The 19,012-nt window shown below is 50.7% G+C and carries 15 protein-coding genes; 9 read left to right on the top strand and 6 right to left on the bottom strand.

From position 1 onward, the window contains the following. The first annotated feature begins 21 nt into the window (after window positions 1-21). Together AB4876_RS11820 and AB4876_RS11815 are read left to right on the top strand one after the other, a co-directional pair. Window positions 22-501, top strand: coding sequence for a hypothetical protein (locus AB4876_RS11820; protein WP_368381866.1), 480 nt, complete (start codon window positions 22-24; stop codon window positions 499-501). An 89-nt stretch (window positions 502-590) separates the two neighbouring features. After that, on the top strand, window positions 591-1,421 hold the full coding sequence (locus AB4876_RS11815) for an SDR family NAD(P)-dependent oxidoreductase (RefSeq protein ID WP_368381865.1): 831 nt from the start codon (window positions 591-593) through the stop codon (window positions 1,419-1,421). A 62-nt stretch (window positions 1,422-1,483) separates the two neighbouring features. Here the strand turns inward: AB4876_RS11815 and AB4876_RS11810 are convergent, their stop codons facing one another. Then, the gene (locus tag AB4876_RS11810; protein WP_368381864.1) at window positions 1,484-3,880 is read right to left on the bottom strand and encodes an efflux RND transporter permease subunit; all 2,397 of its coding nucleotides are present in this window, start codon (window positions 3,878-3,880) and stop codon (window positions 1,484-1,486) included. Between the two features lie 14 nt (window positions 3,881-3,894). Next, window positions 3,895-4,734: an MlaA family lipoprotein gene (locus AB4876_RS11805; RefSeq protein WP_368381863.1), complete on the bottom strand. Its 840-nt coding sequence runs from the start codon at window positions 4,732-4,734 to the stop codon at window positions 3,895-3,897. Window positions 4,735-5,128: 394 nt separating this feature from the next. Here AB4876_RS11805 and AB4876_RS11800 point away from each other — a divergent pair, with 394 nt between their 5' ends. Then, window positions 5,129-6,349 (top strand): acyl-CoA dehydrogenase family protein, encoded by a 1,221-nt coding sequence (locus tag AB4876_RS11800; protein ID WP_368381862.1) that lies wholly within the window; start codon window positions 5,129-5,131, stop codon window positions 6,347-6,349. A 225-nt stretch (window positions 6,350-6,574) separates the two neighbouring features. On the opposite strand, the gene AB4876_RS11795 is transcribed toward AB4876_RS11800, so the two are convergent. The 4 genes from AB4876_RS11795 to AB4876_RS11780 all read right to left on the bottom strand — a co-directional run bounded on the left by AB4876_RS11795 (window position 6,575) and on the right by AB4876_RS11780 (window position 10,562). Then, a complete protein-coding gene (locus tag AB4876_RS11795; protein WP_368381860.1) occupies window positions 6,575-7,576 on the bottom strand; it encodes a pyridoxamine 5'-phosphate oxidase family protein in 1,002 nt (333 codons plus the stop codon). 772 nt (window positions 7,577-8,348) lie between these two features. Further along, complete coding sequence (locus AB4876_RS11790) at window positions 8,349-9,002, bottom strand: DsbA family oxidoreductase (RefSeq protein ID WP_368381859.1); 654 nt, start codon at window positions 9,000-9,002, stop codon at window positions 8,349-8,351. 94 nt (window positions 9,003-9,096) lie between these two features. Then, window positions 9,097-9,786: a haloacid dehalogenase type II gene (locus AB4876_RS11785; protein WP_368381858.1), complete on the bottom strand. Its 690-nt coding sequence runs from the start codon at window positions 9,784-9,786 to the stop codon at window positions 9,097-9,099. A 224-nt stretch (window positions 9,787-10,010) separates the two neighbouring features. Then, window positions 10,011-10,562, bottom strand: coding sequence for a carboxymuconolactone decarboxylase family protein (locus AB4876_RS11780; RefSeq protein WP_368381857.1), 552 nt, complete (start codon window positions 10,560-10,562; stop codon window positions 10,011-10,013). A 141-nt stretch (window positions 10,563-10,703) separates the two neighbouring features. On the opposite strand from AB4876_RS11780, the gene AB4876_RS11775 reads away from it, so the two are divergent. The 6 genes from AB4876_RS11775 to AB4876_RS11750 all read left to right on the top strand — a co-directional run bounded on the left by AB4876_RS11775 (window position 10,704) and on the right by AB4876_RS11750 (window position 19,012). Continuing rightward, window positions 10,704-11,303: a TetR/AcrR family transcriptional regulator gene (locus AB4876_RS11775; RefSeq protein ID WP_368381856.1), complete on the top strand. Its 600-nt coding sequence runs from the start codon at window positions 10,704-10,706 to the stop codon at window positions 11,301-11,303. 337 nt (window positions 11,304-11,640) lie between these two features. Then, on the top strand, window positions 11,641-13,197 hold the full coding sequence (locus AB4876_RS11770; protein ID WP_368381855.1) for an acyl-CoA synthetase: 1,557 nt from the start codon (window positions 11,641-11,643) through the stop codon (window positions 13,195-13,197). 109 nt (window positions 13,198-13,306) lie between these two features. After that, a complete protein-coding gene (gene imuA / locus AB4876_RS11765; RefSeq protein ID WP_368381854.1) occupies window positions 13,307-14,119 on the top strand; it encodes a translesion DNA synthesis-associated protein ImuA in 813 nt (270 codons plus the stop codon). Continuing rightward, the gene (locus AB4876_RS11760) at window positions 14,119-15,627 is read left to right on the top strand and encodes a Y-family DNA polymerase (protein ID WP_368381853.1); all 1,509 of its coding nucleotides are present in this window, start codon (window positions 14,119-14,121) and stop codon (window positions 15,625-15,627) included. Before imuA ends, AB4876_RS11760 begins: the two co-directional genes overlap by 1 nt. A 4-nt stretch (window positions 15,628-15,631) precedes the next feature. Further along, complete coding sequence (locus tag AB4876_RS11755) at window positions 15,632-18,730, top strand: error-prone DNA polymerase (RefSeq protein WP_368381852.1); 3,099 nt, start codon at window positions 15,632-15,634, stop codon at window positions 18,728-18,730. Between the two features lie 102 nt (window positions 18,731-18,832). Further along, window positions 18,833-19,012: a hypothetical protein gene (locus AB4876_RS11750; RefSeq protein ID WP_368381851.1), complete on the top strand. Its 180-nt coding sequence runs from the start codon at window positions 18,833-18,835 to the stop codon at window positions 19,010-19,012.

Raw genomic sequence — 19,012 nt, 5'->3', positions numbered from 1 at the left:
TTTTAAAGGTGAGCAACAAACATGTGGGAATTAGATTCCTTTATTAATATTATTATTTGCTGTCGGCGCGGGAGTCAGCCTCTCCAGCAGCGCCTGGTCGATGACCGACAATTTACCGTCGAGCATCAATCATTACTGAAAATTAACACTATCATTAGTAAAATCATATACCTACTCTCACGCATCAATTGGACTCGAAGTAAAACCAAATCCACAGCGTTGACTTATAGCAGCAACGGAAGTTGTGGTCATGCGAGATGCGTAGAGCCTGACAACTGCAAACTACCGTTTTATTCCTTCGAAATTAACGCCTTAGATGACCTTAGATTAATGCTCCACGGTGGCCTCGGGTTACAACTGAAAGCCGCACCGCCCAGTCCGATTCCGCTGATGGCTATTGCTACGACACGGAAAAGTCATCGCTCACCGTCTCTAGGCTTAATCTTTGGCGCCTTGATCGAACAGGGCCATCAAGGCGCCAAAAACCTACTTTCGACGTAAAATCCAAACAATACATTTGAACATTAAGTGAAAAAGTGTGTATATTTACCGATATACTGAAACCCTCAGAACAATAATGGAAAAACATCATGAACACCAAAAAGCTAGCAAACCGCGTCGCCGTTATCACCGGAGCCGGCGGTGGACTGGGTGCCGAATGTGCCCGCGTACTCGCCTCTCACGGTGCAAAAATTGTGGTAGCTGACATCAATTCCGAGGCGGGCCTGCTAGTTGCCGAGCAGATCATAAAATTGGGAGGCGAAGCGATTTCCATTCCCACCGATGTGTCGCAGGAAACCTCTGTACAAGCAATGGTCAGCGCGGCAATGGCGCACTTTGGCCGCATCGACATTTTATACAATAATGCCGCAATACTCAGTGCCGAACAGCGCGCCGGTGATCGCGACGTGATAAACATGGATGTTGACGCTTGGGACCGCGCCATGGCGGTGAATCTGCGCGGTGCGATGTTGTGCAGCAAGCACTGCATACCCCATATGATTACCTTAGGAAAAGGCTCGGTGATTAACGTCACGTCGGGGCTTGGCACCATGGGCGACCTCACCCTGTCTGCCTATGCGGCATCTAAGGCCGCATTAATCATGCTAGCAAAATCTATAGCCGCCCAGTACGGCAAACAAGGTGTTCGTGCCAATGCTCTGCTTATTGGCCTAGCGCCAGCCGAAAATGCCCACGCCACAATGCCCCAGCAGTTACTCGATATTATTCGGGACAACCACTTAACCCCAGAGCTGGGCACCCCCAAACAAATTGCCGACGCGGCGGCCTTTCTCGCCAGTGACGAATCCTCATTTGTTACAGGCTCGGTTCTCAGTGTAGACGGCGGCTTCTGCAGTCACACCCCAAGCTTTGCCGCTACCCGTGAGCTATTCGCACAAATGGGCTCGAATACAATGTAAATTAACAACACCGCTGAGCCCCTACGCTCACTAAGCGCGTAGGGAGGCGGAATTCACCCACGCTAACTCGCCACACCTTTCTCAGCGCCCCGCACAAACTTCTGCAACAGCGCAGGCAGTAACGTGAGGTCTGCCACTAAGGCAATCGTAATTGCCAGCCCTGTTAATAAGCCGAATAAGATCCCAGGCACAAAATCTGAGAACGCCAACAAGGCAAAGCCGAACGCTATAATTAGCGAGGTATAGATCAAGGCGTAGCCAACGCTGTGATGACTGCGGGCAACGGCCTCCTCTGGCGAGTGTGTAGCAAGCTCATGAAGATAGCGGTGGGTATAGTGAATGGTATCATCCACTGCGATCCCCATGGCAATGGCCGCTATAGTCATGGTCATAAAGTCGAGGGGGATTGCCGCCCAGCCCATTACCCCTAGCACGGCAATGGCCGAAATAATATTGGGAACGATGGCGATGAGTGCAATCCGCAGCGACCTAAAAATAACAAGGAAGGCGATCGTTAACGCAATAAAGACCGCGCCCAGGGTAAGTATTTGCGAGGTAAAAAGCTGATCGAGCATGGACTGGTAAAGTACAAATAACCCGCTGAGCTGATAGTTTTCTGGCGCCACGCCCAAACCTTGAATTTTGCTATGCATCTCATCTAGCAAAGCGCCGCGATCTAAATCTTTGGTGCTGTCTTTAATTCTGGCACTAATGCGCAGCTGCGCCGGCGGCTCAATAAAATAACTACTGAGTAGATCTTCGCGAATATTTTTATCTAATGTCCAGTAAATCGCGGTGAGCTCATACTCGGTAAGCGGTTTGTTATTGTTTAACTGCTTTGCCAGTTTAGTGAAATCCACAACCGAGAGCGTGGTGCCCATGGCATCAAACTCGCCAATCGCCTTCTGGATACCTTGCACCATTTGAATATCACGCGCCCGCAACAGCAAATTCTTATCGGGGCTCGCTGGCGGGGTATACACAATATCTAAGGGGGTTGAACCGCCAAACTCCTTATCGATAAAACTGAGTTCTTTATAAACGTCAGTATCGCTACTAAAATAATTTATAAAGCTGTTCTCAACGTCTAAGCGCAGCGTACCGGCAACACTCACGCCAAACACCATCAGGCTAAGCGCGATCATCAAAGCAGCGCGTTTTACACATAGCTTCTGCAATTTTTGCAGTGGCGAGCTAAGCCTGCGGCTAGACTTATTAATATGCTCTCGTGGAAACAACAGCAATAAGGCGGGAAACAGCAGCAGCGTACACAGGATTGTCACCGCCATCGCCAAAATCATCATTAAACCAAAAGTACTTACCGGCTCAATATCGCTGAGCAGTAAAGACGCAAAACCGAGGGAGGTGGTAAAGCCTGCAAAAAAACACGGCGCAATTTTTTCTCTTAAGGTCTTTAAAACTAGCTCTTTTTGTGAAAATTTAGGGTTATTCTCGGCTTCTTCGCGGTACTGAACAATTAAATGGATCACTATCGCCAAGCTAAGAATCAGTTGCAGCGATATAAAATTAGACGAAATTACCGTTGCTTTTAAGCCCAGCAAACCGAATGCACCCACCGTAATAAACAAATTACTAGCGCAGCACAGCACGGTAATAAGCAGCCAAGTAAAACGCCTAAATATCGCATAGATCAACAAGCAAATAACCAGTGCAATTGCACTGCCAAACACCTTTAGGTCGTGCTGAATTATATTGATCAGCTGGTAACCCAGCACATGCATACCACCCAGATACAGCTCTGCATCGCCGCTATATTTCTTAATAATGCCGCGAAGCTGCTCTATTTCTTGGTTGCGGGTTTCCCGCAAGCTGCTCTCCAGTGGTTCACGCTTAGACTTTAAGCTTTTTAACGCTGCTTTATCTGCATCACCGAGCGGGCCTTTTAGGCGCTTCGTTTGAATGGCGAGAATCTCGGCGTCGAGCTTTTGCAGCTTTGGGTTTGGCTTAAAAAGAATTTGTATGCCACTGGCGGTTTGCTCGTGATTTACCAGCAAGCCGTCATAGATTGGATGATCTTTGAATAAGGCCGCTAACTCGTGTTCACTAAGTTTAAGCCGCTCTTGGCTAAATTCGGCGGGATCGATCTCGGCACTCAGCGCTTTTCCCGCCTTGGAAAGCAGTGGCACATTCATTACCGAGCGCACCGCCTCAACCCGTGGCAGACTCCCCACTTCCTTACTAATACTGCTTATATTATGCAGGTTCTGCGCCGAGAAAATACGCCCTTGTTTGGGCTTGTAGGCAATAATTAGAAATTCTTCAGGGGAGAACTTTTGGTTTATTTTCTGACTTTCAATAAAGTCGCGATTGTCTTCTGAAATAAGAGTGTCGGCCGAAGCGTTAATTTCAAAGCTGCGGCTATGCCAAGCAAATACCCCCACCAATACAAAGAACACCAACAGTATGAGTTTATGACGAGAGAACAAGGTCTCGAGCATGTATAAATTCCTTGTTATTGACTGTCGGGCTGCAGATTTGTATCGGAGTCTTTAAATTGCTGGTCACGCAACAAGCCCTGTAAATACATATTTCTGAAAAACAGATAGGGATCGTCGCTTTCGTCGCGCAGGGTTTCATACTTTTCCGCTGTTGGCGCAAAATTCTGCAGCGCATCCGCGGCCATAATCACGCTGGTGTCTGGCTGCTCAGTAAGATAGGGGACCGGGTTCAGCAAGTAATCGGCCACCATCCCCGTGCCACTGCGTAAATCTGCAGGGCCGAGAAACGGCAACACAATATAGGTGCCGTAGCCGGTGCCATAATGCGCTAGAGTATCCGAAAAACCAGTTTCCTCTTTGGCAAGCGAAAACCACGCCTCCGCCGGATCAAATATGCCAGCGATACCAATCGTGGTATTGATCAAAAACCGTGCCGTGCTAGTACCCGCCTTGCTGGGTTGCCATTGCAGCAAGTAATTAACAATATGGATGGGGGCTTTGATATTGGAAAATACATTACTAACGCCGTTTTGCACGGGCTGCGGGGCAATATAGCGGTAAGTTTTGGCAATTGGGATCAGGGCATAGCGATAGCTAAAGTCATTAAAGGCAAACATTGCCCGATTAAAGCCAATTAATGGGTCGTTAAACTCGCTTGGCTCATAACTCACAACGGTGATTTCATCATCACTTAAGTTGCTAGGCGCTGTTTCCGCGGCAATAAGCGCAGAACTCACACCAATGGCCAGCAAGAAAACCAATGCCAACCGAAAGCTATGAAACAGCCCGTAAACAGGCTGTTTCCGCAATGTTTGGCCCGCAGTATGCAAGCGTGTAATCTCTAATAAAGGCATGCATTTACCGCATTTTATTGTCACGTTTACCGGTGCAACTCGTGTTCCGGCGCCAGAGTTTAGAAGGCCGCAGTACTAAATCGTTCCCTCCTCCCGCTTGGCATGCCCAGTACTACCAAAGCCCAGTAAAACTAAGCCAAACTTTAGGCTGGCCTCTTAAACCGCAAACCACGCTACCTTTACGATGCTTTGGTTCAAGCCTAAATTGCATAGCCTAAATAGCTTGAATATTGGCGTGAGCCAGCCCCCTAGCTGATAAGCTAGCTTAATATCGACAAGCATACTCTTTAATCGCGTGCTTGTTCGTAACACCCAGTAATATCGCAACACAGCTGCGCTGCGCGCGATATGGGCTAAATAAACTCATGCATTTTCTACTACCCGGGAACGTATAATGACAACGATTAGACGCCGCTCAGACGAACTTTTTAACGACCTTTATCTGCCAGAAGAAACCCTAAAAATACGCCAAGAAGTTCGCGAGTTCGCCGAAGACGTAATTCGTCCGGTTGCACATAAATTAAACACCACCCCAGAATCAGCCGAGGGCTTCGCCCGCGAGCAATTTGACGCCATGGCAAAAGCGGGTCTTTACGAGATCCCCTACCCTAAAGATGTTGGCGGCCGCGGTCTTGAATTTCCCACCTTAGCAATAATGACCACCATTGAAGAGCTGGGTTACTATTCAGCCAGCTTGGCATCGGCGTTTTACGACGGCCAAGCCATTCTGGTTGGTAAAACCTTAGATGGCGCCCAAAACGAGATCCGCAGCAAATTTCTGCCCATGCTGATTAAAGGTGAATTCGTAGGCTGCTTTGCCACCTCTGAACCCGGTGCCAGCACCGACCTGTCGGCGACGTCGATGGAAACCATTGCGGAGAAAGTCGATGGCGGCTACCGCATAAACGGTGTTAAACGCTGGATCACCAATTCGCCCGCTGGCGACTATATTCTCACCCTGTGCAAAACCGGCGATGCCCTCACCATGTTGCTGGTCGACATGAAGCAAGAGGGTGTCTCAGTTTCAGCCCCCGATCTAAAAATGGGCAACCATGTTCAGCAAACTGCCGACGTTAGCTTTGTTAACGCCTTTGCCGCAGACGACCGCGTGGTTGGCACCGTAGGCGGTGGCCTGCGCACCGCGATTAAAGCGCTGGTACAAGGCCGGATGGGCATTGGTGCCATTGGCTGCGCGATGGCTCAGCGGGCCTTCGATTTTTCTACCGACTATATGACCAAGCGCAAGGTGTTTGGTCAGGAGCTGGCGCGCTTCCAACACTGGCAGTACAAATTTGCCGAGTACGCCATGCAAATTGAATCTGCTCGCAACCTCTACCAAAAAGCCGCCCTACTGCACGACAAAATGGGCATTGCCGACACCGAGGCCGCCATGGCCAAGCTCGCCGGCTCGCGGGTAGCCTGCGACATCGCTAGAGATGCAATTCAAGTGTGTGGCGCCTACGGCTTTGTTAAAACCCTGTCGGGCACTGGCCAAGAATTTCCACTCGAAGCCATTTACCGAGACTCCAAAATTGGCGAGATTTACGAAGGCGCCAATGAAATCCAAACCTGGGTTATCGCCAGACGTATTTTTGGCCGGGAATTTACTGGTTGATAAGCAGAGCAAACTAACGGCGATATATTCACTGCCTGTGCAGCGCCGTTAATTTAATATTTTCTGTTCGGTTACTAAAAATTTCCAAACGATTTCAATCTTTACCTGTAACAGTATAAGAAGCGGGCGGGAAAACCGTCTATCTGGACGGCAACAGACAGGTTTCTCTACGGTGTGAACGCCTTAATACTTTTAACTTAATATTATGGGTGAACCACCGTTAGCTCAGTACATATTATTTTTATAATCTAGCTCTAAGCCCGCCTCAAATGCTCCGGGCAACGATACTGCTGCTCGGGCCAATTTTGCTTTCAATGAACTCTCTTTACTATGTTTTATATGGGCTTTGAATATTTCTGCCGGATTCAATTCCTTGCACCCGCCTTTCGCAGGCCACAAAGCTGCTTTTGCAATTGCCATACTCGGTTTGATCGCCTTAGAACCTGAAGATATTTTTGTGACGAGCTTAGGTCGCTTACCCTTAACAGTAAATCGGTCTAAAAGGTCTAAATCTGTGCAAAGCACTGCTGAACCATTTATTTCCAACATGTCTTGGCAGCCTGGTGCAATAGCCATAACGCATATATGGGGCTGCTCAATTATATTGCGAAAGCTGTCTATTCTCCTATTACCCGGTCGATCCGCAAATAAAATACAATCTCCCTCTTCTTGAATCAGAAAATTTTCGGGATCACCCTTGGGGCTGACATCCACCTGCCCATTGTTATTCATGCTGGCTAGCACCAAAAATGTAGATCGCTGAAAAAATGCTGAAATGTCATTATTTGAGTGCTCTATAACCTCAGGCTGCCAGAAATTTGAGCGCCTAAAGGCTTTAGCGCAATGCAAATAGCACTCTTCCACAAGTAACGTCACTAGACCATCTAAAATATGCGAGACCGTGCCATTTATACGTAAAGTCTCATCCATACCGCTCACTATAAATAACGAGCCAAAAGACACATTCTGCTCAACGACGCCCTCCTCATCAAATGCCGACAAAGAAAACTGCAGGTGCTTGGCGTCTAACACAGAGACAAAACCCTCGTCACCTCCAACTGCTGACAGCCGTATGTTTCCCAACTTTCCAAATGCGACAAACGCAAAATGACTATACGAAAGCCATCTCTGAGCATGCTCATCAATATAGTCGATTACCTTTAGATCACGTGGCGCAGGAGACTTGCCAACGATCTCTTCTAGCTGAGCAACCTTGGTCAACTCCATATTTCCTCACTTAGTAGTTGTTGCGAATAATGTCGCCACAAACCGCAGCAGAAGCAGCACGTAGGCAGCCCGATGGGAATTGCTCTTTTTGTGACCGGAACGTATTTGATGGCTTTGTTATGTGTGTTACCAGCCAAGTTAAATGTTAAATTTCTGAAAGATCTCTATTCTATTCTTTGAGCACTTAGCGCTTGCTCATCAATTTTGTAGCATTCCTCTGGATTGGCTCCAGTGATACCAGCTTCTCGATTCACGCTACTCGCGTCTTTTAGATTGCGGTCACAGCAAGTCCATAAACTTTCATAAACTCGGCTTGTTGATTCAACGTCTATGTTTTCATATGAATAATTTTCGCTAACTACTCAGTGTTTATCTGTTGTGCACAACAACATCCCTTCCCCTGATCATATCTCCTTATGGGTAAATTTCAATGAGTTAAGTAGTTTAGCTAGCTGCTAGTGGGAATGACTCTATGCTCACAGAGCTTGATGGCGTGAACGATTGATTATAAGGGTGTGGCGCTTATTTACTGCTCAGTGGTATTGGATTCTGAATCAAGTTTAGAATGACGGTGCGCGGAGAATAGCAATACTCAGGAGATGGCAGTTCACAGGGGCGGTGTACAGGGAATGATGGCGTACAGACACCGGCGCTTTTATAGACAAGATCGCCATGCCGCTACGCATACAACACGAGTGCTAGCGGCCAAATTTTTTAAAATTTTCTGGTCAACAATCTCTTTCGTTCAATACCCGAGGCTTCAACTTAATATTCAATTTCTCTCCTCGGCCAACTGCGCCAGAATGCGACTGTAGCTCTCGATCCCTTGCGCACCAGTCACAAGGTGACGCCGATTGAAAACGATTGCTGGCACTCCCTGAACACCTTGGTCTAACCAAAATTTTTCGGCAGCGCGCACTTCTTCAGAAAATCGTTGATCGGCCAACACTGCCAGAGCCTCGCTTCGCTCTAAGCCAATCTCGGCAGCCACATCGGCTAACACCTTATCATCGGATAGATTCCGACAAGCGGTGAAATGCGCCGCAAAGAGCGCTTGTTTCAAGTCGTGCTTACGCCCCTGCTGACCAGCCCAATGTAATAATTGATGTACATTGAAGGTATTGTGCATACGCATATCATCGGTAAACTGAAATTCAAATCCGACTTCTGCAGCAATCTCAGTCATCTGGACTCGGCTCTGCTCCGATTGCTCCTTCGTTGTACCGTATTTTTCCGCCACGTGGTCCTGCAGGTTTTGGCCCTCAGCAGGCATTCTTGGGTTAAGCTCAAACGGGTGCCAATTAATCTCATGCGGTATGGCGCTAGCTTCCAGCGCCTTTGCTAGCTGCCGGTAGCCGATGATGCACCACGGGCAGACCACATCAGACACAATGTCTACCTGTAGTTTATTTAGAACAGTGCTCATAATCTTCTCCTTAAATGAAAACTATTTAGCTACTCAGCATTCGAAAGTTTGGCGCATACCAGTCACGCCTGCTTTAAAGTACTTTAATCCTGCATTACCGATGAGCCACAAGTTGATCGGCAAGATCGCTGAGGTCTTGCGCCACGAAATCTGGCTGAGGTACGTTTTCAGCCCTAAGGATGTTGTTGTTAGGGCGAGTAATGAATGCGCCGTAACACCCCGCGGCTTGTGCGCCGATCGTATCCCACAAGTGACATGCCACAAGACATACTCGATCAAGTTCGACCCCCAATTCCTGCGCGGCATGACGATAAGTTGCAGGATGGGGTTTGAAAACACGCACCGCATCGACACTCAACTGCTGCTCAAAGAATTCACTGACCCCCGCTTTTTCCAATAGCGTCGGCGATTGTGTTGGGGCAGAGTTTGTAAGCGTCGCCAGACGAAAGCCCGCTGCCTGTAGTCGTTTTAGCGCCGGTATAACATCTAGGTGAGGCGGCATATTACCGAGTAGCACTTTAAACTCGGCGACATCGTCATCGGTAATCGGAAGACGATGATTAGTGCCGACCATTCGCAGCACACCAACTGCCAAGTTTCCAAACGGCTCGTATAGACCCGAAGCCGTCATTGTTTGCGAATAGAGAACAAGCTCGGCAAACCAGCTTCTTAGCACTGATGGATTATTGAAAACCCGCAAGAAAAATGGTTCGAGAACCGTAATATCGAGTAAGGTCTCATTTACGTCGAAAAGTAGTACATCAATGTTGCTGATTTTGTTCATTTTATATAGCCCCTTTCTAAATTCTCATTCGAGCGCTACAGCAAAGCACCTATAATTGTCTTTGCTTTTACCGTAAAGACTTGAGCGGTAGATAGGCCAACACCGAAATTGTTACCAGTGATTCAATGACTTTATTTATGCGTGGTTTATGCAGAGTATCTTAACATTATGGACCGGCGGCTTTAGAGCAATAATCATCTAAAACCACAACGGTATTAGGGAACTTATTTCTTTTCCCAAGCAAACGGCTTAAAGGCTTGATCGATCGGCGTTTTGGCGATGTGATTGGTATAGTTACTCATGACTTTTTGGCTCAGCCCCAAGATAACTTCCAGCACGTTTTGCTGGCTATAGCCGGCCGCATAAAAGTCTTGCAGCTGCTTTTCGGCAAGCTCGCCACGCTGGCGTACCATCGCCAGAGTAAAATCGCGCAAAACCTCAAGTTTAGTTGTAGGTAGTGGTGTTTCATCGCGCAGCGCATTGCTGATTTCGTCAGAAACCTTCATAGACTTGGCTATACCAGTATGTGCGGGCACGCAGTAATGACAGGCGTGCTCAACGTTAATTGTTTGCCACACCACAGTTTTTTCATCTGCATTAAAACTGCTATTAAGAAACAGACTATGCAAAACTTGATAGCCTTCAAGCAAGCTGGGCGCTTCGGCCATCACTGCATGCAAACCTGGAATCATACCAAAGGATTTCTGCGATCCCTCTAATAGAGGCTTGGCTGCGTCAGGTGCGCTATTTTTGTTGTGTAAAGTAAAGGTGCTCATTGATGGGTTCCTTTTTTGAGTGATCGTTCAAATACGATTTCATCCTAGTTGCACCATCGGTGCCAGTCAAGATAAAATTGAACGATCATTCAAAATTTAAACTCGGCCGACTTTGCGAAGGCCTCTATTAGAGAAACTACAATGGCCCGCACTGCTAGTTTTGATCGCCAAGTTGCCCTTGATAGCGCCGTTGAACTATTCTGGTCTAGAGGTTATTACGCCACCTCAATGAAGCATATTGAGAAAGCTCTAGACATGCGTCCTGGCAGCCTCTATGCCACCTTCGGCAGTAAAAGTGGTTTATTTGCTGAAGCATTAGACGCTTACGCCGCCCGCGCGGGTAATGAATTTGCCCTGATCGCCGAAGGTTCATCAAGCGTCATAGAAGGTTTAAAGTGCTATCTGCGCTCATTCGCCATGCCCTGTAGCGGCGAGACACAAGTGCCGGCACAGGCTTGCATGCTGATCAAAACCTTACTCGAGGTTAATGCCGAAGACGCCGCTTTACGCTCTCAGGTTGACAGCATACTCGCAGGCATCGAACAACGGCTGTGCGAGGCCCTCAACCAGGCCAAAGCGGCTGGGGAGTTGCGCACAGATGTTGAGTGCCCACGACTGGCGCGCTTGCTGCAAACGCAAATCATCGGCCTGCGGGCATTTGCTGAGCGTAATGTGCCCAAGGATCAGTTAACCGCCCTCGCCGACGATATGGCCAGTATGCTCGACACTTATCGAGCTTAGCTGAATCGATCGAGATATCGAGGCCCGATGATCGTTCGCTACTGATTGTCAGCTAAGATACTAGGCAATACGACAGTGTATCGCTCGCCTATATATCCAGCGCCTGCACAGCCAACTCCAACATATTCAGCTCCTCCTCGTGCAGCGTAAAGGCACCCACTCACACCGGCATACTTTCTCCTAATCAGCTTTGCCAGACTTTGGTTTGGTGTCATTAGCGACCAATCCAACCATGCTCTTGGCTGGCATTACGCTACATGAGCTCACACTTCTTATAAAATCCTCATAACGCTGCGCTGCGTGCCAAAGGACGCAGCTATTTTGATCGGAGACAATAATGCAATTTACCCAAGGCCTACACCGCGCCGTACAGCAACAGCCCAATGCTATCGCCACTATTCAGGGTGATCGGCAGCAAAGCTTTCAGCAGCTTCACGACCGCGTTGTCCGCTTTGCGGGGGCGCTTAAGGCCCAAGGTTTTGCCGCGGGCGACCGTATCGCGATTTTGTCTTTGAATTCAGACCGCTATCTAGAGGCCTATCTCGCCATTGCGTGGCTAGGCGCGGTGGTGAATCCCATCAACTTTCGCTGGAGCAATGCGGAGATTATTTATTCTTTAAATGACTCCAATTCTGTCGCGCTCATTATCGACGACAATTTTGCCCCACAGGCCGCTGATATAAAGGCCGGCACACGTTCACTGCGCAGCATCTTTTACAACGGCGAGCAAAGCGCGCCGGCCGATATGCTCAGTTGCAATGCGCTGATCGACACCGCCACGCCCATTCCCGATGCCGAAGCTGGCGGCGATGACTTGCTGGGGGTGTTTTACACCGGCGGCACCACTGGCGCGCCCAAAGGAGTAATGCTGTCTCACGCCAATGTGTTCAGCTCTGGCCTTGCCCTGCTCAGCGAACACCTGTTTGCCGAGCAGGCCGTTGGCCTGCATGCCGCGCCCATGTTCCACCTTGCCGATATGATGGTTAGCATCAGTTTACTGATCCGTGGCGGCCGCCATGTTTTTCTGCCGGCCTTTCGGCCCGAGGCGGTATTAGCCCTCACCCAGCAACACGGCATTACTGATTTGCTGCTGGTTCCGGCCATGTTGCAGATGGTGGTCGACTGTCCTGAGTTCGGCAATTTCAACACCAGCAGCGTGCGCAACATTGTTTACGGCGCTTCACCGGCCTCGGAGCCGCTGCTGGATCGCACCCTGCAAAATTTCCCAACAGCGGCGCTTACTCAGGTTTACGGCATGACCGAAATGGCGGCGGTAATGACCGTTCTGCCCCCCGCCATGCACACTGCAGATGCCCGTGAGTTCGGTCGCCTGCGCAGCGGTGGCCGCGCCGCACATCATGTGCAAGTGCGGATTGTGGATGAACACGACACTGAGCTAACACGGGGCGAAGTAGGTGAAATTATTGTTCGTGGCCCCAACCTAATGCAGGGCTATCTCAACCAAGCCGAGACCACCGCAGAGACCCTGCGCAATGGCTGGATGCACACCGGCGACGTGGGCTACATGGACGCCAATGGCTATGTCTTCATTGTTGATCGATCAAAAGACATGATTATTTCAGGCGGCGAAAATGTGTATTCGGCAGAGGTCGAAAACGCCATTGTTAAACACCCCGCCATCGCCAGCGCGGCAGTTATTGGCATACCCTGTGCAGAAATGGGCGAGAAGGTGCACGCCGCACTAGTCTTAAAAGCAGGCGCCAATATCACCCAAGAGGAGCTTTACGCCCACTGCAAAACCTTGATTGCCGGTTATAAATGCCCGCGCAGCATCAGCCTGCTCGACGCCCTTCCCATCTCCGGTGCCGGCAAGGTATTGAAGACCGAATTGCGCAAGCCATTTTGGGAGGGCAAGGCCCGCAGTATTGGCTAGTAACACCCCAAGCCGCCGCACAGCAGTATAAGTAGCATTGACATTCGCGCCACTTAATATACTGTATATGCATACAGTAAAAATCTGCTAATGTATTTTGTGCGGCGCTATGAAAAACCACTCTCTCAATCAATTACTCGATGAGCGTAAGCTCTGGCGAGGCCAGCAACTCCGCACTACGGTCGCGGCCAGCAACCGCCTGAGCACCGGATTTAGCCCTCTAGATACCGCCTTGCACACCGGCGGCTGGCCCCGCAGCGGCTCCACCGAATTATTGAGCGAGCAGGGTATTGGCGAATTGTGGCTGCTGATTCCCGCCCTGCGCGAACACCTTTCAGACCGACCTATGGCGTGGTTGAATCCGCCCTACTTACCCTATACCCCAGCCTTGGCTGAACAGGGTTTAGCCATAGACCGGCAGCTATTAGTTAGACCCAAAACTTTGGCCGATCAACTGTGGGCCGCAGAAGAGCTACTGCGCAGCGGCGCATACGCCGCCGTATTAAGCTGGTTTAGCGAAGCCGATCTTAATGATAGACAGCTGCGCCGCTTGCATATTGCCGCCCTAGAAGGCGAGTGCTGGCATATTCATTTTCGCCCCACCGCCTTGGCCCAGCAAATATCCCCCGCGCCGCTGCGCCTGTGCTTGAGCGCAGCAAAACAAGCACTGCACATTAAAATTCTTAAGCAGCAAGGCGGCCACGCTGGCCAGCAAGTGCAATTAGCCCGCCCCGCCGCCCTGTATGTGCAGCAAAGCGCCGCCACCCAGTGGCCGGTTTATAACAGGGCATCCGCCGCTGTCGCCACTAAGCCTCGCCGTAAAATCAGCCTACTTGCCAATACCGGCCTATTCGCTACTACAGACCAGCAAGACAGCGCAGCGCAGTTTAGCAAGACCGGCAATAATGAGCCCTCTCACTAATGCTGTGGTTATGCCTACGGCTGCCAAGCCTGCCCCTTGATGCCCTTGGCCCGCAGCACACAAAGGGCATGTTAGCGCTAAGCAATAACAATATTATTGTAATGGCGAATGCCGCCGCCCAGCAGGCCGGAATCGCTGCGGGCATGTCGGTGGCTAGCGCATTGAGCCTGAGCAACAAGCTTGAACTTCGCCCCCGCGACGAGCAACGCGAGCAACAGCACTTAGCCAATATCGCGCTCTGGGCCTACCGTTTTAGCGGCGATGTCTGCCTTTGCCCGCCCAATGCAGTGTTGCTAGAACTGGGGGCATCACTGCGTCTATTTAAAAATTTAGCGCGGCTCTACCGCAAGTTTATTAGCGCCTTTCGGCGCCGTGGGCTTAGCGTGCAACTGGGCATTGCCCACACGCCATTGGCGGCGGAATTGCTCAGCCACCAAAATCTAAGCCCAGCGAACTTAGTGAATGGCGCGGGCCAGCTGCACCGCACCGCATTAGACAATGCCCTGCGCGAACTGCCCATTGGCCTATTGCCGCTGGCACCCAAAACCTTGAATACCTTGCAGGAAATGGGTATGCACACACTGGGCAATATCCAAGCCCTGCCCCGCGCCGCCCTTGAGCGCCGCTTTGGCAAAAACATCGTCACCGTACTGGCTAAATTACAGGGCGAGCAGCCCGACATTCGACCCAAGTTTACGCCCCCAGAAACCTTCCACGCACAGCGTCATTTTGACGGCGGCCTACACAGCAAACAGCAACTGCGTTTTCCGATCTCGGCCCTGCTAAGTGAGCTGGAACACTATCTACGCCTGCGGCAATGCCTAAACCGCGACTTAGAATGGACCTTCCACTATTTGGATGGCAGCAGAGAAGCATGGTCTTTAGATCTGAGCCATCGCCATTTTGATCGGCGCAGCTTGATTGAATTGGTCATGCTACGCCTAGAACGCCTCAGCTTGCAGGGCCCAGTAGAAAGCCTAAGCCTTAGCTGCACGCAATTTATTGGCAATGAGCAACACAGCGATCAATTATTCGATACCGCCAATCACAGCAAGCATCAAGAAAAAGCCGCGCAGGTATTAGACAAGCTAAGGCTCAGATTAGGCGCCCAACGCTGCCACCTATTTAGTTTACAAGACGCCCATCTACCGGAATTAAATTGGGTGCTGCGCGATGCTCATACATCTGCATCGGCACCTAGCCAAAGCAAGTTAAAGCCGATCTTAAAACCGGTTGCCGCCCAACAAACTACAGCCCCAAGCACCACCGAGCTAATTCGCCCCAACTGCTTATGCCATCCACCAGAAGCCATTACCGAAACCACCGAGGGCTTATTTTGGCAGGGCGAGTTGCACTTATTACAAGGACCAGAACGCTTCGACGGCCAGTGGTGGCAACAGCGTCAAACCCGCGACTATTATATTGCCCGCCACCAGCACGGCGCGCTGTGTTGGGTGTTTAAAGACTGTCTAAACCGGCGCTGGTATTTGCACGGTTTTTTCGCTTAAGCCCATGCCTAAAACAAATACCGCCGCCGCGTTTTACGCCGAGCTTCACTGCCTGAGCAATTTTAGTTTTTTGCGCGGCGCCTCCCACCCTCAAGAGCTGATCGCTAGCGCCGCTGAGCTTGGCTATACTGCCATTGCCATTACCGACGAGTGTTCGCTGTCGGGGATTGTGCGGGCCTACCGCGCCAGCCGTGAGCACAATATTAAACTCATTTGCGGCGCCGAATTTATGCTCGACGAAGGCGTTCACTTGGTCTTGCTTGCGCCCGTCAAACAGGCTTATACCGAGCTGTGCGCGCTGATCAGTCGCGCCCGCCTACACAGCGGCAAGGGCAACTACCAATTAAACTTAGGCGACTTGCGACGCTACAGCCAGCACTGCTTTGCGATTTGGATTAACCCCGATCAAACCGAAGATCACGTAACTACCCTGAAGCAGTATTTTGGCGATCGGCTGTGGCTGGGCATTAACTTTCACGGCCAACAGCAGGCCGAACCTTACTATTTTAAACGCTACCAAATAGCACGCCACCACGGCATTAATATGGTCGCCTGCGGCAATGTGCATATGCATTGCCGCCAGCGTAAACCCTTGCAAGATGTGCTCAGCGCGATTCGTCTTAACACCTCGGTGCAGGGCCTTGGCAGCCAAGTGCAGGCCAATAGTGAATACTATCTTAAACCCCTGCCGCTGCTGCAGCGCGACTACCCCGCCGGTTTGCTCACCGAGAGTATCGCTATTGCCGAGCGCTGCACGTTTAGTCTCGCCGAGCTGCGCTATCAGTACCCCAACGAGGTGGTGCCCAAACATAAAAACGCCAGCGAATTTCTACGTGAAATCACCTTGCACGGTGCCCAGCGCCGCTGGCCTAAAGGCGTACCCGAGCTGGTTAAAAGCCTAATCGACAAGGAGTTGGGCTTAATTGCCGAGCTGCGCTACGAGCATTATTTTTTAACGGTTTACGACATTGTGCAGTTTGCCCGCAACCAAAATATTCTCTGCCAAGGTCGCGGTTCGGCAGCTAATTCTGCGGTGTGTTACTGCCTGTTTATTACCGAGGTAGACCCCTCGCGAGGGCAGTTATTATTTGAACGATTTATCTCTCGCGAGCGCGACGAGCCGCCAGATATCGACGTTGATTTTGAGCACGAGCGCCGCGAAGAAGTTATTCAATATATTTATAAAAAATACGGCCGCCAGCACGCCGCCCTCGCCGCTACGATTATTAGTTACCGGCGGCGCAGCGCCGTGCGCGATGTGGGCAAAGCCCTTGGGCTCGACGATTATTTACTGCAAAAACTGTCGGCCAATATGGCCTGGTGGGACGACAAAAACACCTTTATTCAGCGCCTAGAAGAAAGTCAGTTCGATACCGCCAGCGTGCCGGTGCAGCAGTTTATGAGCTTGCTCAATGAGATTCTGGGCTTCCCCCGGCATTTATCCCAACACGTTGGCGGCTTTGTGATTACCCGCGACCCCATCGCCAGCTTGGTGCCCATAGAAAATGCCGCCATGCCCGAGCGCACCATTATTCAGTGGGACAAAGAAGATTTAGAAGCCCTCGGGATGATGAAAATTGATGTGCTGGCCTTGGGCATGCTCAGCGCCCTGCGCAAAAGCCTCGGCTATATCAGCGCCTCGGGCGGCGCAATTCGGCAACTCAGTGATATTCCCGCCGAAGACCCCGCCACCTACCAAATGCTGTGTACCGCCGACAGCGTGGGGGTATTTCAAATAGAATCCCGCGCGCAAATGACCATGCTGCCCCGCCTGCAGCCCCGTACCTTTTACGATTTGGTTATTCAAATCGCCATTGTTCGGCCCGGCCCCATTCAAGGCGGTATGGTCCACCCGTTTTTACAGCGGCGCCAGGGCTTGGAAGCCGTAGAATATGAAAACGACGCCATCGCCCGCGTATTAAAACGCACCCTCGGCGTACCGGTATTTCAGGAGCAGGTTATTCAGCTGGCAATGGTCGCCGCGGGTTTTAGTGGCGGCGAGGCCGATCAACTGCGGCGGGCGATGGCAAGCTGGGGCAAAAACGGTGATTTAGCTGGGTTTCGCAGCAAGCTAGTCGACGGTATGCGCGAGCGCGGCTATAGCGAAGACTTTGCCGAGCGACTGTTTAGCCAGATGAAGGGCTTTGGCGCCTACGGTTTTCCCGAATCTCACTCCGCCAGCTTCGCCCTGCTCGCCTACGCCTCGGCATGGCTTAAATGCCACTACCCCGCCGCGTTTTACTGCGGCCTCTTAAACAGCCAGCCCATGGGCTTTTACTCGCCATCGCAACTCATACAAGATGCCAGTCGCCACGGCATTGAGGTGCGGCCTATTTGTATTAATCACAGCGACTGGGATCATCGCCTTGAGGGTGACGCTGCCACCCCCGCCCTGCGCCTCGGCTTACGTTTAGTTAAAGGCTTGCCCAAGAGCAGCGCCACCCAGCTTTGCCAAGTGCGGCAAGACGCGCTCTTTCACAGCATTGACGACTTCTGTACGCGGCTGCGCACCGCCAAGCAGTACTGGCAGCAACTGGTGCAGGCCGATGCCTTTCACTGTTTTAATTTACACCGCTATCAAAGCCTGTGGGAAATCAGTGCCTGGCAAGCCCCCACCCCTTTGGCTAATCTAGCCTCGCCGCAAAGCGAGACTACCAAGCTTAAGGCCCCCGCCGAAACCGACGAGGTACTCAGCGACTATCGCCACACGGGTCTCAGCCTGCGACGGCATCCGCTGGCTCTGCTGCGCGCCCACACGCTATTTGCAAACTGCGCCCGCGCAGAGGATTTAAAAAATATTGATAACGGCTGCTTTATTCGCATCGGTGGTTTAGTCAGTTGCCGACAGCGACCCGGCAGCGCCTCTGGGGTGATGTTTGTAACCTTGGAAGATGAAACCGGCAACAGCAATATTATTGTGTGGCCGATGGTACAGGAGCGCTATAAAAAGGCCTTATTGCAAGGCCAAGTGCTGATTGTAAAAGGTTGTGTGCAAAAGGCCGCGAGCGGTCACGCCACACCGGTGATTCATGTAGTGGCCTTTAGTATTGAAAGCCACGATCATCTTATGCGGGTAGACGCTAGCTCCCATGACTTTCATTGACGCCGCAAATTAGCCCACCATTCCAAACAAGCCAAGCCCGTCCTGTTACACTCGTCCACGCTAATAAACTTCGCATACCTTCAACGCTAAAGGCTACTCAACATGACGACTTTACTCAGCCTACTGGCCATACTCGCGCTAAGCTTAGTTGTGATCATTCCGCTATTAGAACGCTTTGCGCCAAAGGCAAATCCCGAACAACAAGCTAAAATTAGCCGCTGGATATTACCGCTGGTTGGCGTAATGCTGGTCATTGCCTTGATAAAGAGCGCAATCAACTAA

Source organism: Zhongshania guokunii (assembly GCF_040892635.1).
Classification (GTDB): Bacteria; Pseudomonadota; Gammaproteobacteria; order Pseudomonadales; family Spongiibacteraceae; genus Spongiibacter; species Spongiibacter guokunii.
This window is presented reverse-complemented; position numbering and strand designations above follow the sequence as displayed.

Bases quoted from the DNA above. Each gene is read 5' to 3' on its own strand.
- AB4876_RS11820 (WP_368381866.1), top strand. From the start codon at position 22: ATGTGGGAATTAGATTCCTTTATTAATATTATTATTTGCTGTCGGCGC.
- AB4876_RS11815 (WP_368381865.1), top strand. From the start codon at position 591: ATGAACACCAAAAAGCTAGCAAACCGCGTCGCCGTTATCACCGGAGCC.
- AB4876_RS11810 (WP_368381864.1), bottom strand. From the start codon at position 3,880: ATGCTCGAGACCTTGTTCTCTCGTCATAAACTCATACTGTTGGTGTTC.
- AB4876_RS11805 (WP_368381863.1), bottom strand. From the start codon at position 4,734: ATGCCTTTATTAGAGATTACACGCTTGCATACTGCGGGCCAAACATTG.
- AB4876_RS11800 (WP_368381862.1), top strand. From the start codon at position 5,129: ATGACAACGATTAGACGCCGCTCAGACGAACTTTTTAACGACCTTTAT.
- AB4876_RS11795 (WP_368381860.1), bottom strand. From the start codon at position 7,576: ATGGAGTTGACCAAGGTTGCTCAGCTAGAAGAGATCGTTGGCAAGTCT.
- AB4876_RS11790 (WP_368381859.1), bottom strand. From the start codon at position 9,002: ATGAGCACTGTTCTAAATAAACTACAGGTAGACATTGTGTCTGATGTG.
- AB4876_RS11785 (WP_368381858.1), bottom strand. From the start codon at position 9,786: ATGAACAAAATCAGCAACATTGATGTACTACTTTTCGACGTAAATGAG.
- AB4876_RS11780 (WP_368381857.1), bottom strand. From the start codon at position 10,562: ATGAGCACCTTTACTTTACACAACAAAAATAGCGCACCTGACGCAGCC.
- AB4876_RS11775 (WP_368381856.1), top strand. From the start codon at position 10,704: ATGGCCCGCACTGCTAGTTTTGATCGCCAAGTTGCCCTTGATAGCGCC.
- AB4876_RS11770 (WP_368381855.1), top strand. From the start codon at position 11,641: ATGCAATTTACCCAAGGCCTACACCGCGCCGTACAGCAACAGCCCAAT.
- imuA (WP_368381854.1), top strand. From the start codon at position 13,307: ATGAAAAACCACTCTCTCAATCAATTACTCGATGAGCGTAAGCTCTGG.
- AB4876_RS11760 (WP_368381853.1), top strand. From the start codon at position 14,119: ATGCTGTGGTTATGCCTACGGCTGCCAAGCCTGCCCCTTGATGCCCTT.
- AB4876_RS11755 (WP_368381852.1), top strand. From the start codon at position 15,632: ATGCCTAAAACAAATACCGCCGCCGCGTTTTACGCCGAGCTTCACTGC.
- AB4876_RS11750 (WP_368381851.1), top strand. From the start codon at position 18,833: ATGACGACTTTACTCAGCCTACTGGCCATACTCGCGCTAAGCTTAGTT.